The organism is Amycolatopsis speibonae, assembly GCF_042647925.1.
Classification (GTDB): Bacteria; Actinomycetota; Actinomycetes; order Mycobacteriales; family Pseudonocardiaceae; genus Amycolatopsis; species Amycolatopsis speibonae.
Genome location: NZ_JBHRWK010000150.1, coordinates 1 through 17,173 on the forward strand (window position 1 = coordinate 1; position 17,173 = coordinate 17,173).

Sequence of the window (17,173 nt, forward strand, 5' to 3'; positions counted from 1 at the left end):
CGCCGCCGGTTACTCCGCCGGGTAGTCCGTCGTTGGGTCCGTCTTCCGCTGTGCCGCCTGCTGAGCTGGTGCCGTCCAAGTCGTCGCCCGGTGCGCCGTTGACGCCGCCGGTTACTCCGCCGTCGAGTCCGACCTCCGCTACGCCGCCTGTTCAGCAGCCGCCGTCCGCGTTGTCGCCGGGGCATACCCAGGCGGGTGGTGAGACCCCGGCCAAACCGCCGACGCAACCTGGTTCGTCGCCGCGGATCGACGCTGGTCCACGACCGGCAGACGTTGAGCCACCGAAGCCGAACCTGCCGCCTGAGCGGACCCGTTCTCTCTCGGACACGTCGTCTGCGTTGCGTGCCCCGGATGCGGTGCGGCCTGGTGGGGACAGGGCAGGGGGAGCGGCTCAGCTTGAACCGCATCATTCAGCCGGGGCGGGGGAGGGCCGCGGGCCCGACAGGACTGCCAATGGTGCTCCGGCGAGACCGCATCAGAAGCCAGGAGAACCAGCGGACGCCCCGGTGGTGGTGGTTGCCGCTCAGCTCGGGTTGAACCGGCCGGATGAGCTGACCAGCTCGGATCATGGTGATTCGGGTGAGGCGTCGTCGGGTTTTGTTTCTGTCGCGGAGTGGAACGCTGTGCGTGGTGTGGTGTCGCCGACGCGGCATCAGGGCGAGCGGCTCGTATCGGGCGAGAACAGGGCTTCTGGCGGTGGCCAGGTCGTCGAGAACCGGTTCGATGTGCGGCGTGATGAAGTCCGCCGGGTGACCGAGGTGTCCGTTCCGGTTGATTTGGTGTCGTTGTCTGGTGCTGTTGACGCGGGTGTTCGTCGTGGTTGGGCGGAGCAGGTGCAGTCGGCGTTGGATGGCCGGGTCAATGGCCGGTATCGGCTTCCGAACGGTGATCAGTTACATGTTGTTGTCGATGCGGGGACGCCGGATGGGCCGCCGCGTCCGGGGTGGGAGGCTGATCCGTTTCGGCGGGTGCCTGTCCATGTTGTGGACAGGGCGGAGCGGACCGGGCAGTTGGTGTGGCGGCTGGGGGATACCGGTGCCGCGGTGGGCAAGGTGTTGCGGTTCGCGGGGGTGAGTGACGGGCCTCGGCCGGGTTCGGGGCGGAACCAGGGTTTGTCGGGTGCGGATGTTGATGCCATCGCCGACACGATCCGGCTCACGCCTGAGCGCGCGGCGGCTGTGGTGGACGATGCCGGGCCGGATCGCCCCGCTGTGGTCAACGCCGGTCCGGGTGGGGAAACCCGCGCTTCGTCGGATGTCGCGTCTGGGCCGGGGCGGTTCGTGGCCGCGGGTACGACGTGGACGCGGGCGGGGGATGGTTGGTATGTCGCGGATGGCGAGGGTGTGCTGGATCGTGGGCCGGGGGCCGGGCGGGTCGATCTTCCGGAGGGCACCAAGGCCGGGTTTGATTTCTCGGGTGAGTTGCGGTTTGTGGTGTTGCCCGATGGCGTCAGCTATGACCGTGATCTTCGCGGCGAGTGGTCACCGCCGCGGACCAAGCGTGGGGAGGTGAAGGCGCTCAAGCTCGATAACGCGAAAAAGTTGTACACGTCCGACGGGTCGCTGTTGGTCGAGCTGGAGCCGGAGAACGAGCAGATCTCTGACAGCCATGGCGACAAGAAGGTGGTGGCCTACCGGCAGGTGACGGATGCCGAGGGGCAGCGGTTGCCGCAGCCGGTGGTCTTCGTGCCGGATGATGCCGGGGGCTGGAGGACGCACGAAGCCGACACACCGACCTACGAGGCATGGCTGGCCGGCGCGAACAAGGCTTATGACGCGGCGAAGACATACTACGACATCATTGCTCGCTCTCATCCGGATCTGCCGGAGGATCAGCGGTTGACCAACCTCAGTGGTGAGCGGCTGGCGCGGCTGTATCAAACTGGTTCGCGGGACGATGTGATCGCCGCGGTATTCGAGCTGATCCGGCGCAGCGAAGGGATTTCCCTGCGGTGGACGCAGCTGGAGGCGGTTCATGTGTTCCGCAAGAAGCACAATGTGAATATGTACGCGGGTGAGGGGAAGTCGTGGCTGTTCTTCGCGTTCGCGGCCTTGGCGGCGGTGGACCGGGACTGGGGTCTGGACGCGGTGTTGATGGAAACTACGCGCGACGTGCTGGCGGACAAGGATTTCGGCACCTACAACGACTTGCTGGGGTCGTTCGGGGTGGATGTGCACCGGGTGAACTCCGACGAGCCGTCGCCGGCGCCGCGGGATGGGCGGCCGCAGATCCATGTGGGGACGATGGAACAAACCGGATTCCACGTGCTGAAGCAGGGGTTCCTGCCCGGGCAGGAACGCCCGGGAGATCCCCGTGCTCTGGGGATGGGCATCGACGAGATGGATGAGGCGGCGTGGTACTCGCAGGCGAAGTGGATTCTCAGCACGATGATGGGCAAGGGGGCGTCGCTTGAGATCAAAAAGAAGGTTGAGTGGGGGGTCAAACTTGTGGACGACAGCCTGGCCAGTGGCTGGCTTGAGGAGGCGGACTTCGGCCGGGTACCTGATCGCGAGGGCGAACCGTCGAGTCTGACCTCGTCAGGGCAGGAGAAGCTGGAGTTGCTGCTGGGGCGGCCGATGACCGTGGACGAGGTCAGGCTGGTGAACATGGGGGCGGTCTCGAAGTGGGATTATGAGGTTGAGCAAGACTTCGAGGTGCAGAACGGCAAACTCGTCATCATCAACCCGACCACCCACGATACGATGCTCGATCCGAAGACCTCCTCGGAGAGCCGGTGGAACAACGGGCTGGCTCAGGCGCTGGAATACAGGCTCGGCTTGGAGATCCGCGAAGACTCCTCCGGGAGTAAAGAGCTGGATGTGGCAGAGCTGCTGGCCAAGCCTGAAATCAAGGTGAAGGTCGGGGCATCGGGTACGGCGAACGGACATGGGGAGCACTTCGCGTCGAAGGGTTTGTCTTCGGTGATCGTGGACACACCGACCTATTACGAGCCGCGGTTGAAGAGATTCGCGGATGTGGTCCTCCCGACGAAGGAAGCGAAGCTGGACCGGATGGCCGACGACATCAATGCCATGCAGTCGCCGGATGCCCGCACCCGGCAGCAGCAGGCCGACACCCCGCAGCAGGCCGGCGCCCAGCCGAACGAGCAGATCGGCACCCAGCAGCCGCAATGGGTCGTGGCCACCAAGAACAAAGAAGTGCGGGAGCTTTCCGAGCGGCTGACCGAGCTGGGGGCCCCGCACTTGGCGATCAACGCCAAATGGTTCCTCAATCAGGGCGTACACGCGGACGAGGCGTTCAAGGCGGTCACCAAGCGTGCCGGGGAGCTGGGCATGGTCGTGGTGATCAACTTGAAGGGTGGGCGCGGGGTGGACGTCATCGTGACCAAAGCCGCCAAAGCCGCGGGGGATCTGTTCGTGCGGGTCACTTCGCGTTCGGTGTTCGACGATATCAACACACAGGTCGAGCGCCGGGCCGGGCGTAGCGGCGGCGGCGGCGGGATCCAGTTCTACGGCTCGCTCGACGAGCCGAAATTCGCGCGCAAACGCCATCATCCCGATGTGGAGCTGGCCATCACGAAATACGAGAACGCGGAGGTCGCCGGCGACCTCGAGGCACGCGCCGAGGCCGTCGACGAGCTGAGCCGCATCGTCCCCGACACGCAACCGAACCCCGGACATCCCACCGTCGACATCTCCACCGCCCAGCCCAACGCCCCGCCGCACGCCACCGCGGACCCGGGCACCCGTGACCTCTTCCTGGAATCCGAGACCAGGCCGCCGGACGGGCAAGCAGACCGGCCCACCGCACTGGCACGGCCTGGGGCCTTATATCACCCGCCTGGTCAAAACGAGGATTCTCTCGATCTGCCCCATGCCGGAAACACCACGCCCGATCTGTCCTATGTCGACAGTCTTGCCAACGCGCTCGACGTGGCTGTGCAGGATTTCGCCGGTCAGCTTGCCTTGTGGGAGGCGAAGCATCCTGATGTGGTGTTGCCGGATCGGGCTGTCGAGCGGTTGTGGGACGAGTTTCGTGCTCCTCGTGAGGCGGACTTCGAGCAGCGCTTTGGTCCTTCGCGCACGGAAGTGTTGTCCGGTGGGGACGTTCGGGAGCGTTGGCGGTCTTGGCTGGACGGGCTCAGCTCCGCGAGAGAAACACTTGCCGGGAGCTTCGCTGAGGCCGCTCGCGGGTTTGATGCCGGTTCCGGGCAGGGGCCCGCACCGGACATCCGGTCTTTTGCCGACCGTGCCTCGAATATCGTGTCGCGATATCACCGCGTGCCGGTGCGCGGCGAGAACCCGGCGCCTGACCAAGCGGACGCTGTCGAGGTGCATGACCAGGTCAGGGCCATCGTCGCGGGATACCTGGCCGACGGCCTGTCCGAACAGGGTGCCCATGCGCTGGCTGAAGAACTCGCGCCGAAGCTCAGTACCTCGCTCGCCTCCCTGCAGCAAGCGGCCGTCCCACCCGGCTTCGACGAGGATACCGATGACGACGACACCGACACGGGCCCCAGGACCACGGAGCCGACGCCCGACACCGACACCGGCGGGACCACGGTTCCGGAGACCGCGCCCGTCACGAAAACTCGTGCGCTGCCGGGCACCGCCGGGGCGATCCCCAGCTACTTCCGCCGAAACAAGGCGATGGGAATCGCCACACAACTGAGCCCGACGGAAGAGATCGGCCAGGTCATCGCGTCGGCCCGATCGTTCGCGCCGAAGGAGCCCACGGCGACAGAGGTCGCCGATCTCGAGAACGCGCTCGGCTCCGACATCGGCTCCTTCTTCGGCGAGGGGCGCGTGTTCGTCCTCGGCGGAAGGCCCGTCCGGATCAGGGTGGACGACCTCCATTGGCCTAAACAGGAGACAGCGGGCCGGCCGGGGACGACGAAACCGATGACTCGCGAAGGCTCCGTGAGCACCGGCACGCGCACCGGAACGGCGACGAACCCGAAGACCACTTGGATCTTTTTCACCCCGATGGTGCCCGGCCTGTTCGCCACCGGGTTCTTCTCGCTGCCGACCGCCGTTTCCACCCAACGCGATCACGGTCACGACCTCGGCGCGACAAGGCAGGTCAGTGTCTCGTTGCCGGAGCGGTCCGGCGACGGCGAAAGTGGCTACCAAGGATCGCGGTCGACCAGGGTGTCGATGACGGTGGTCGTCGAGCCCGAGGATCGAAGGAGCGACGATCCGCAGCTGAGCATCAGGCACCCGGGCAACAGCTCGTTGTTCGAGGCGGTCACGGCGGAGTTCGGCGTGCCGGAAGGCCTGAGTGAAGAGGGCCGCCCCCTGCCGCTGCCCGACGTCCTGCCCCCCTCGGCCACCGAAGCCGTCACGGTGCAGCGGGGAATGACGCGAAAGATCTTCGATCAGGTCCTCGCCCGCCTCGGCAAACTGGACGAGGACTCGCTTGAGGTGCTGCGGGAGTTCCTCGACACGAGCACGATCACCGCGAAATTGTCGGACATGGCGGTGACTCCGCAGGCCGATGCCGAGACGGGCTGGGTCACCTCGCACGCGCTGGTCCGAGGTGGGAATCCGGCCAAACGCCTCGTCTCTTCGCGATCGCGGAAGGTGCAGATGCGGGCCGTCGCCCGCAAGGTCGCGTATCTGGAGACGATCGAGGACGCCGAGTTCCGCGAGCACGAAACCGAAAGCAGCTCGCAGACCGCGTCGAGCACGGCGGGGCGCGACGTCAGCGCCTCTTTCGCGGGCGGACCGGGTTTCGACTACGGGATGGTCACCGCGGGCGGGGGGCCTGCCGTCGGGGGTGCCTACAACAAGAGCAAGACGACCACACACGGCCAGGAGTCGGGCCTTGCGGTGGTTCGCTCCTACAAGGACAGCGTGGTTCGCTACCGCACGGTGTACGACGTGCAGGTCCGCGTGCCCGGCCGGGCACCCCTCACCTTTGCCGGCGCCGCGGAAGGAACTCAGTGGGCTCAACTCGACGACGCGCGGCAAGCCGGTCTTCTGCCCGCTGAAATCGCCGGCGGCTCGGAGAAGGGGCTTTCCGGCCCGGGTACCGGCACTGCGGGAGCGCCGCTGAAACTGAGCGATGCCAGCGACCGTCTCAAGACGATCCTCCACGACTCGGCGAAGACGATCCCCGGGCACAATCGATGGGCGTGGCGTGACGCGGGGCTCGCGAGCCCGTTCAGCGACCCGAAACTCAAGAAGGGCTTGACCGGCAAGCTGGAGCGCCAGCTCGGACGCTGGGACACCATCGACATGGCGGTGTCGGCGGACAACCTCGCTCGGCGATTGCCTGACCTGCTCTTCGACCAGTCACCACAGTTCCTCGAGTTGGCACCCGAGCCCGGCCGGGCACATGACTACCACACGGGATTCCAGATCGATGCCCGATTGCTGACCCCGCTGGGAGAGCCGTTGGGGCCGGCCAAGGGCGGCACGGGCATCGTGACGTTGAGCGCCGCGGAGCGCGGTGGGGACACCGCCACCAGCGGCTGGAGTCTCACCGCCGGGGTCCGTGCCCGGATCTACGCGGCGCTGGCAGCCAACACCGGCCTGCTGACCAGCACGCACACGATGACTTTCACCAGGACCAAGACCACCGGACGAGCGAGAGACACCGAGCTGGCCACAGGCGGTACCGCGGGCTCGGAACTGGACGAGTCCGGTGCGGTCGTCCCGGAACCGAAATACCGCTACGCGGCGAAAGTCGAATTGAAGGTCTCGGGTTCGTACTGGTCCCGGTACAACGATCTCGTCCGAGGACTCAGTGTCGGCAAGCCGGGCAGGCACGTTCCCGAGGATCACCGCCTGCCCATCATCGACTCGCGGGCGGCCGCGGACGGACGTGCGCCCCGTACGATCGTCGCCGACGTCGTACTCGAGCTGACCGAGACGGAACGGAATGCCTTGCGGTCGGTGTCGGTGACCGGAGGAACCCGGCTGCCGTCAAAACCGCTCAACATGGCCGACTATCTCCGAACCGGCACTTCGCGTGCGCTCGACGGTGTCCAGGTGCTTTCGGTGAGCGGGCTGGACCACGTGCGCAAGCAAATCAGGAAGGAGCTCAAACGCGCGTCGGGCGACCCGATCTGGAAGTACCGGGACGGCGAGAACTCCGCTCTGATCGACCAGGCGATCTCGGCCGAGACCATGCGCTCGGACCCGCGGGTGTTCAACCGTCCGGCGCGGATCGACGGCTTGCGGTGGAAGCGACGGAGTGCGACCCGGATCGGCGCGGTGGGAGTGTCCTACCGGCTTCGTGACCCCGAAGTGCTGGAAACCGTCTGGCAGCAGCCGAAGCAGGATGCGGGAACTTCGACTTCGACCTCGTCCGACAACGAGCGCGGCTGGGGGTTCACGAACGAGATCGAACCCGCGATCTCCGCCCTCAGCGAAGGCGCGGCACATTCGCCTGGAACGGTGATACGGGGTGTGGGGCTGGCCCGCACGGAGCTGAATCTCTGGCGTACCAGCATCAGCAAGCGCCTGAGCCGCAAGACTCAGGTTTCGACGAACACTTCGCAGACCCTCGAACCGCGCCGCGTCCACGTGGTCGAGGCCACGCTCGAGACGACTGTTTCGGTCGAAACGGGCAGGCGTGGTCTTCTCGACCGATGGCACTTCCGCCGCACCCGGCCCGCCAAGACGGCCGCGCATCGGTCCGAGCTGCCGCGGTCGGTGAGGGTCCTGCTGACCGACGAGCAACTGCACGAGGTGCGGATCCAGCAGGCTGCCGAAGACGCTCGCCGCGGCCTCGTGAGTCCCGCTCCGGCGGTGCCCCAGTCTGTCGGGCACATCGGCGAAGTCCCCGAGGGCCAGAGCCTCGGCGGCTCGAACTGGGCTGCCGGGATCAGCGAGCCGGTGGATCTCACCGGTCAGCTGTACGAGGCCGACGAACCGGACGAGACGGGTAACACCACCGGGCTTTACGCACGGCTGGAGAGTGCGCTCTCCAAGGAGAAGACCGATCAGCTGCTGAACAGCGCGGCGTCCGACACCGGACACGACAACCACCGTGCGATCGTGCGGTTCCTGTCCAACTTCCAGGCGTCGATGGCCGATCTGGCCAACGGTGGCGCCAGCGCCGGCCTGCGGCTCGAGAACAAGCTCAGCGGGGAGACTTATCATCTCGTCGTCGATGTCAAGCCGAAGAGCGAGCCGAAGCCCGTCGGTGTCGTGCACGGCGAGCTCACCAAGATCTCGGTGGCGTCGGTGTGGGCGGAGGCGGGTCGCACCGCGAAGCGGAACTTCGTCGAACTGGTGACGGACTCGGCCCCGGCCGGGATGTTCCAATCGGAATCCGACGTACAGGAAGCACAGCGCGATCCCGGCGAGCATGGTGCGCCCGCCGCCAGACTCGGATACGGCGTCGGACACGTCCTTGAGTGGCTGAGCCAGTTCAGAAGCCGCTCCACCAGCCGCACCGCGGATTCGATGCGGTCCGAGACGGTCAGCGGAGCCTTGGCCGAGCGCAGCGTCGAGCTGGATTTCGATATCCGCTTCGAACGGCACGGCGAGCGCATCGCCGATATATCCACCGAACGCACGGTACGTACTCGGTCCGCGGTCGAAGACCAGGGCACTGGCGACGATCTTCCTCATGAAGGCATGGTCACCCGGCGCCCGGCATCCGAGGCCACCAAGGATGCTCTCGACAACTGGCGCCGACCCGCCGGCGCCGCGAAACTCCCGGCCGACCCCGCGGACTACCGGATCACTCATTTCGACGGCCAGGTCGAAGCCTTGCGTGATGCCGCCCAGGCCGTGCTGGAGGCCGCGACAGGGAACAAGCTGGGCTCCCGGACGTTGGCGCTGCTGCGTGATCAGCTCACTCCCAGCCAGTTGAACGCCTTGGCGCCGTCGCATTTCGGAGCCGGCAGCGCCTCGACGCTGCCCGCCGAAGCCGTCCTGCCGGAAACCGACGACGCCACCGGCACCGAACTGATCATTCCCGCGGAGCTGGGCGTGAAGTTGACGTTGCACGCCATGCTCGACGGCCCCGGCGCACTCGAGAACGCCAGTGGCCGGATCACGGTGAACGGGCAAACCGATTCCACCCGGACCGAGGAATTCAGCGGTGGCACTGAGACCGTCCAAGCGGCCGTGACGCTGCCCGTCATGGGCGCGGGCGTCCCGCAGGCTCCAGGGCACACGACCTATGAGGACGGCCGCCAGACGTTCGGCGCCCTGAGTGCCTTGTTCTTCGGGTTCGAGACCCACGGCGCCGTCGGCGAAGGCCACGAGCACGAAGGGGCCAAGCTGTCGGGAGACAAGGCGCCGGCGAAGCCCGGGTCTCCTGCCGCGGCTGATCCCATCACCAGCACCTGGTCCTACCCCACGCGGTTCCGGTTGGTGGCCGAGCCCGTCTCGACCGGCCCGTTCGCCCGCCGCTCGACGCAGGTGGCCGACGTCGACTACGACAAGGGCTACCACGTCCGCCGAAAGGACCAGAACCACCGGCTGCCCGTAGCACTGAAGAACAGCGTCCTCGAGCTGGCCGCACGCGACCGGGAATGGACCGCGGCCCGGGGGAAGGCCAGGGCGGTGGCGGCCAAGAACCCCACGGGCGCCGTCAGCGAGACCGCCTTCGAACGACGCGCCGCGGCGAAGTTCTGGAAGGCGAAGCACGAGTACGACACCGCTCTCGGTGCCGCCCAAGCGGATCCGGCCCTGCACGGCGGGCGACGGGTGGTCCGGATGGAGCTGCCGGCGGGCACCCAGGCCGTGCCGATCGAACACTGGAAGCCGCTTTCCCAGCTCGCACGGGACCTCCTTGCCGCGCGAGACGAAGACGGTGCTCCCCAGGTGCGCTATCGCGTGATCGGCGATCCCGAGACCGCCTCGGGCGATTTCACCGCCGTGGTCATGCCGAAACTGGACTCCTTCGTCAACCTCGCGCAGCTGTCCGTTCCCCCGGCGCAGCGGCTCGGGCGGAACGAACTCGGCCTGGCGACCGAGCCCGAGATCGTCCCCGGCACCGGGGACACGGTCGTCGAGATCTGGGTCGACGAGAACGCCGGCCGGCTTCCGGCCGCGGACGCCGCCGACGAAGCCGGTCTTCCCCCGATCTGGGAGGAGGCCGTGTCCACTTTGGACTCCTTGTCCGATGTGGACTCCCTTTACGCCCTGCCAGAAGAAGTCGACGGGAGAGACGCACCCATCACCGCTCCGGCGTTGGCCGGCGGACAGCGTCTCCTGCGCGTTGAACTGTCTTCCGGAAACCGGGACGGGGGTGCCGAACTCCAAAACCAAGCCCACGACGTGGCCCAGTTCCTCCTCGACAACCCGGGCGCCGAGGTGCTGGCCCGCGTCTTCGGTGATGAAGCCGAGACGATCTACCAGACGCTGGTCGTGCCTGCCCTTGACGAGGCGGCCTACCAGGCACAGATGTCGCTTTCCGGCGCCACGCTGCGGCACGGAGAGACCGGAGTCGCGGCGCTCGGCCTGACGAACGCACCCGAGGTCGTCCCCGGCGCCGGGAATCCGGTCATCGAGATCTGGGCCAGGACAAGCGAGGAAGGCGCCGCGGCCGGGATTTCGCATCCGGACACGAGGCAATCCGGCCGGCTGGACACGATTCCCGAGGAAGACGAATCGGAACCCGGGCACGGGCGGGGAAACGGTGCGCCGTCGACCCCGGGAACGAACAAGGCGGGTCCGTCGTTCCGGGAGGCCTTGCCGGAATACGCCCGCGACGGCAAGGCACTGGGCCTGGTCGTGGTGACAGAGGTGCCGGGGCGCGACAAGGTCGGCGAACGCATCACCGAGATGCTGGCACCGTTCGGCGACGAGAAGCCGGAGGGCGTCAACGCCATCGTCGGGAGGCTGAACCGCGCGAGGTTCGAGACCTTCCTGGGGCCGAATCCGGCTGAAACACCGAACGGCCGAATGCAGGGCGGACGGCGCTTCCCGGTCCGGGTCGGGAAGAAGTGGTTCGAGGCGCATGTCGTCGCTGTGATGGACCTCGACGCCGCGACGCCCGGCGGAGGCAAGCGGGAGCCCTTCAGGGCCGTCCGCGAAGTACGGGACCAGCACGTCCTCGGCCACACGCTGTCCCGTGCGGGCAATTCCTTTTATCGGCTCGGGCTTTCCACGATCTCGCTGCTGAGCGCCGGCATCCCGTTCATCGCCGGTTTCGGAGCGCGGCTGGCCCGGCCGGTCGGGGTGCGCACTTTCGACGAGTCCGCGAACGCGCAGGCCATCTGGCTGCCCAAGAGTGAAGCGTTGAGCGCGAAGGTACCCGTGACCTACTACATCACTCTCACCGGTGATGACGGCGGTGTCACCGGAGGCACTACCACCGGCGAGGTCAACCTGCTCCTTCCGGACTCGGTCAGCAAGATCACCGAGCCGGACGGAGTTTCGCGGGGAGAGCCTTCCCTCGGCTGGGAAAAGAGGATCGGGTACCTGGCGGTCGAAGCGGTACACCTCGACGAGTCGGCCCTGTTCGACAAGGTCCAGCGCAACGTTCATCCGTCGGTGACCGGCCTGGCGGCTCCCGGCCGGGCGGCCCTGCGAGAATTCGTGTCCTCCGCGAACGTTCGCTCGCTTTCCAGGAAGATGTGGCCGGGCGAGGCCGTGCCTTCCGCTGACCTGGTGAGCCCTCATGGCGCCTACCGTGAAGGCGCTCGGATGGAATTCCGGCCGCACGATGTGGAGTTCATCGGTGTGGTGTCCGCCGATGCCGAATCCCGTACGCAGGACACGGTGACAACCGAGGAATCGGTCACGTTCACGTCGAAGGCCGGGCCGGATGCCTTCGTCGGCGTCGGCGGTGGCGGGGGAGTGCCCGGCGTCGCGATGGGGTACGGCGGGGCGACCGGAAACGTCGGCGCGAGCATTTCCGACTCCGCCGTCGCAGGGCGGTCGGCCACCACGGGGACCAGCATGTACGTCCACGGTGACGTCGGCCGCTTTCGCGTGACGGGGGAGCTCGCGGTGCAGACCTCGCACGGCGAATGGGTGAAGGAGCCCGTCACGAAGTACGTCCGGTTGGACCTCCATGAGGCGGCGGCCGAAGACCTGCCGGTTCCCCCGGGCTACGAGAAGCGTTTCATCGACGTGGGGCCGCGCTTCGAACCTCCTTACCTGGCGGCCGCGGCGGCCGGTGGGCACGTCCGCGCCGGCGTCACGCGGGGAGCCGCGGACGTCCTGCCCCGCATCGAAGAGGCGTTGCGACGTGCTTCGGGCCTGAGGGATCTGCTGCCCGAATGGAGCAGCCCGGAGGCGAAGACGACCCGCGGCTCCGGCGACGTGATGGAGGAACGCCTCTCGAATCAGCGGAAGCTGGCGTCGAAGTACTCGGTAACCTCTTTGATGAACCGGTTGGACAGCCTGCTCGGACCGGGTGTCTTCACCCAACTCAAACGGCGCGGCTTCTTCTACAACGAGTTCATCAGTGTGCGGGTCAAGGGCACGCTCGACGGCGGTCGTCACCTCGGGCAGGTGGACGGGCGCGCGGTGGTCGGGGTCCAGACAGCGGGTACTGCCGTCGCCGGCGGCGCGAGCGTGAATCGGGGCTGGGGCGGCGGGCCGGAGGCACGCGGGAGGTTCGGTTTCAGCGATGGGACGGACATCGGTGGTGTCGTCAACTTCGCGGCGATGCCGGTCAGTTTTGCCGACGGCAGGTCGTGGAAGAACACGGGGGCGGCCCGTAGCGCCTTGACCATCGAACAGGTCGGCACCGAGCACTCCCAGGTGTTCAGCCACGGCATCACGTTCGACATCGAGATCGTCAGCCATCGGCGTCCTCGCGGCTGGGTGCGGCGGCTGACCCCCGGATCGCCCTTCCGGTCGACACCGGACGTGCGCGCCATAGCGGGGTCCCAGCCCGGCGCCGAGGTACCCCTGTCTCCGGTGACCGGGCAGACCGAGCTGTGGGTAAGCGATTCCGTGGTCCACAAGACCGATCCGTCGAGGTTCGCCCCTGGGCGATCGAGTGTCGTTCACCTCGGTTCCGGGCAGACGCCTGCTATCGACGAGCTGTCCTCGACGGCCACCGCCATGCCGGAATTCCTCTACGTGGAGGCTTTCGCCCACGCCGGAGAACTGGGTGAACTCGCCGTCGACCTGGCCAACCGCGCCACGAACGACGACGAGGTGCTGGTGCTCCCGGGAAGCGACGGCCACCAGCTCGTGCATCAGTGGTTCGCCCCCGAAACGCTGTGGTCACTGCTCAAGTCCTCGTCGACACCGGTGTTCCGGCGTAACGGCCTCAGCTACGGGCGTCGTACCTCGAAACGAATCGGTGCCCTTGGCATGCGGATGGAGTTGACCGAGCCACTGGTGGTGAAGGTTGCCGACACCGGTCGCGACAAGGTGACCTTCAGTGGCGGGACCAAGGCGACGTCGGAGTCCTATCGGGTGAAGGCGTTGGGGGCAGGCGCGAATGTGAACTTCTTCGCACCTGACGCGACTTCGGCGTCGGAGGTGGGGGGACGATTCGCGCTGGGTGCCTCGGCCAAGTTCTGGGGTCGCAGACGAGGCGGGTCGCGTGAGCAGACCGTCATGGTCGACCGCAAGGACAAGGCGTCGGCGCACAGCCGCCGGGTGCTCGTCCGTTACGACGTCCGCACGCGGATGGTTGCCGAAAGTCGGCAGAAAGTAATCAAGGACGGTGTGGTCTCCACCGCCGGAGCCGACAAGTTCATGCCGGGTTCACTCTTCCTCTGGATGAGCGAGCGGCAGGCGAGAGCACAAGGGCTGCTTCCCCCTGCTGAACCACGGGAGACGGCGCCGAAGCTCGGCACGCCGGAACTGGCGCTCGGCTCCTCGGGTTCGCTCGGCGCTTACGTTGTCGAGGGCTCGCTTGACCTTACCCACCTGCTGCCCGCCCTGCGCGCCGATCTCAGTGGCAAGGACCGGGACCTGATCCCGAAGTCCGTGCTGGACGACGCGATGGGCAACGCCGAGCGGCTGGGTGCTCTGATCGACGGCACGACCGCGACTTCGTTGCTCGACAACGCGCTGGACGGTGGCTTGCCCTTGCGCATCCACAAGCCGGGAGTGCTGTGGTCGGACGATTACAACGTGCTCCTCGAAGCCACCGTGGAAACCGTCGAGTTCGACGATTACGAGAACGACGGCGCCCTGATCGAGAATGTGATCAGCAACTCGGCCCCGACCAAGGCTCTCGAAGAGCGATCGAAATCGAGGAGCGGGTGGGTCCGTCCCGGCTGGCGGTCCTTGTTCTCCACCGGTGCTCCCAACGGCGGCGGCGCGATGGGCGGCTCGGCGGGGGTGGGCGGCACACATGAGCGTGCCGACCGTCGGGTCGCCGGCTCGGGGCTCGCCACGACCCGCGCGACCGTGGGGTCCGGCCCCAGCGCCCGGTACCGGGTCCGGCTGAGGTGGGATTTGAAGGTCGAGAAGGGAGGCCGCGAGATCGCGTCGAGCGGGCTCACCGGCCGGATCACGATCCGGGCCAACGCCGATGATCAGAAGGTCGGCGGCGGGAAGGGCCAGGTACACGAGAGTTCGACGATCCCGCTCGGACGGCATACCGACGCCAGCGTGAAGGAATGGCAGAGCGAGGGTTTGAAACTTCCCGCGGATGCGCGCGTGGAGGGTTTTCGCGGAGCCGCGGACATCCGGGAAGGCGTCGTCCAAGCGATCAAGGGCGCCGGTGCGAAGGCGGGGCTGACCAACAGCGAAACAGGCGCGATGAACACGCTCGCCCTGTCGGTGACCAACGCGGTCATCCGCGCCAATCTGGCGAAGACGTCCGCGGCTTCGCTGCCGTTGCCGGAGCTGTACAGCATGTCGCTCGCCGGTGGCCAGGAAGCGAAGGTCAAGATCTATTCCCGGCTGTCCGGGGCCCGGATCACCGGCTTGAGCGACAATTTCCGTTTCGATCAGTCCGCGCAGTCACTGGAAAGCTTCACCTCCGACACGGGGCGTTCCGGTGCCGCCGGGGGGCAACTGATCGGTGGTGACGGTGGCATCCATGACGGGGACGGCAACCTGCACATTCCCGGCGGCGCCCAAACCCATGCGGCGGCGGCGATCCACCAGGTCGCCGGTGCCACCACGGGTCTGCGCTCGGTCACCCTGCAGGACACCGGCCGGAGTGGATTGACCAAGGTCGACACCGAGCATCTGATCGTGGCCGACGTCGACGGTGTCACCAGTGCGGTGGTCGTCCAGCTTCCCTCCTCGGCCTTGCCCCGCGTGATCAACGCCGACCTGGCCAAGATGTTGGGCGCGCCGCTTCCGGACAAGGCGGCGCAAGCCCAGGACAGCGTTTCGAGGGCGGCCGCGTTGTGGCGGGCCAAGGAGACGATCCTTCACCGGAAGCAGGGTGAAGCCGATCAGAAGTGGTTCGACCTTCAGGAGGTCACGCATCGGCTTCGGGAGGCGGCCGGTGTGCCGGGTGACACCCAGCTCGATCCGCAGGTCGCCGCGCAGCGGGCGCGGGTGACCGCGAGTGTCACCGCGCTTCAAGCGGTTGAGGCCGGCCCGCGTGACGAAGCGCGAGAACGAAGCAGGAACCTGGCCGCGAGGCTGGCCGCGGAAGAGGAAAAGCTCGACGCGGCCGCCGAAGAGCACGCCCAGGCGCGCGCCGGCCTGACCGAGGCGGTCCGCGCCGCCGATGTGGCCCGAGCGGCGTGGCTGAGTGCCAAGGGGGTTTTGGAAAGCGAGCTGGCGGAGCTCAACGCGGGATTGCGCGAGCAGGGGGGCTCTTTGGCGGCAGGCCTTGCCGGCAAGGACGCCTCGGCCGGCCGCGAGTCGGAGCCCGTCGACGGAGAGCCGAGGAAGTCTTTGCCGGACTGGGTGCGGCGGAAGTCGGACTGGGCGCGAGCGCTGCTTGAGACGGCACAGGTGACAGGGAAGGTCGTCGGCGGCTTCGCCGGCGAAGCGCGGCAAGTGTTGTCGGAGTATTTCCCGGAGCTGGCGGCCCACGGGCCGGAAGCCGTGGAACTGCACGGGATCTTGCACACCATCATGACCGCGGAACGTGTGAATCACCACCTCTCGGGAGAGAGCCTGGCCGACGCCGCGGGCATGCTCAGGGGCCTGGCGCAGGAGCTGGCCGACGAGGTGGAGACCCCTGGCGTGACGGCGGCGGAAGCCGTCGGAGCGCGGCTGGACGACTCGGCCGAGGATTCGGCCGCGGGCAAGGGCACGCGCGTGAACGGCATCGGCGATTCCGACTCCGACGCTGTCGGCCGGACCTTCTTCTCGGACAGCGAAAGCGATGCGGTCACGCTTGCCGAACCAGTCGCCGGACGCGCTCGCGCGACGTGGAGCGGGCACCTGGACGGTTCGGGCCGGTTGAACGGTTCCCAGCGCCGGGATGTCGAGTTGATGGTGGAGGGTTTTGTCGACGCCGCGGTGGCCGCGCGGCCGGGGCACGAGCCTTCTTTGCAGGGCGGTGTTGTCGTGCCACCAGGGTCAGCCGCTCCCGGCCGGGTGTGGTCGCTGGTGAAGTCCGTGGTGCGGAACCGGCTGAGCGCCTATCCACCGGGTGCGGCGGGTATCTCCGCCAAGGAGCTCTTGTCGCGGATGAAGGTGTCCGCGATCGCACCGTCGGGAGACCGATCGGTGGGCACGGTGCAGCTTCGAGTGTCGGGCCAACGGCCGGCCGTCGGGCTGTTCGGACCCGAGGTCTTCACCGATCCGGCGAATCCGCTGCCACGCCGGGCGGAAGAGCTGGCGCGAGCACGGGCCGGGCTGGCCGGGCTCGAGCAGTCGGATCCGGTGTTCGCGCGGGCACGGGAAATCGTGAATCGCCGGCACCAGGCCCCCCGGGCGTTCGTCGAGGCGCTGTCTTGGGTCGACCGCGCCCACCGATCGCGGTACCGGGCCGCGGTCGACCTGGTCGCTTGGGAGCTGTATCGGTACGACGGCGATGAGCGGGGGCCGGTTTCTGCTGACGCTCTTTCACACGCGTTGGTGGGTGAGGTGATGTGGCCGCGGGGGGAGGGGGTGTTGGGTGGTGTGCCGTCTGTTCACGATGACGTGATGGTGGCGCCTGTGGGGGTGATCATCGGTGGTGTGGGTTCGGAGTTGAGGGATGCGGCGGCGTTGCTGCTAAAGGAAGCCGGTGTGCATGGGGTGGTGTTGCTGGATCACGGTGTTCGTGATCTGGAGGTGATCGAGCGGGCGGTGCGGGGTTCGGGGTGGGGTGGTGAACCGGTCCGGTTGTTCGCGTGTGAGACCGGTGATGGTGCTCTGGATCGGTTGGCGGTCGGTTTGCAGGAGCGGCTTGGTGTTGCTGTGGGGTATCC

1 protein-coding gene is annotated in these 17,173 nt (G+C 67.4%); it reads left to right on the plus strand.

The window, feature by feature from the left end; all coding sequences use genetic code 11:
• Positions 1-506 precede the first annotated feature (506 nt).
• On the plus strand, positions 507-17,173 hold a 16,667-nt coding region (locus ACFOSH_RS42715), incomplete at its 3' end, for a hypothetical protein (protein WP_378247303.1).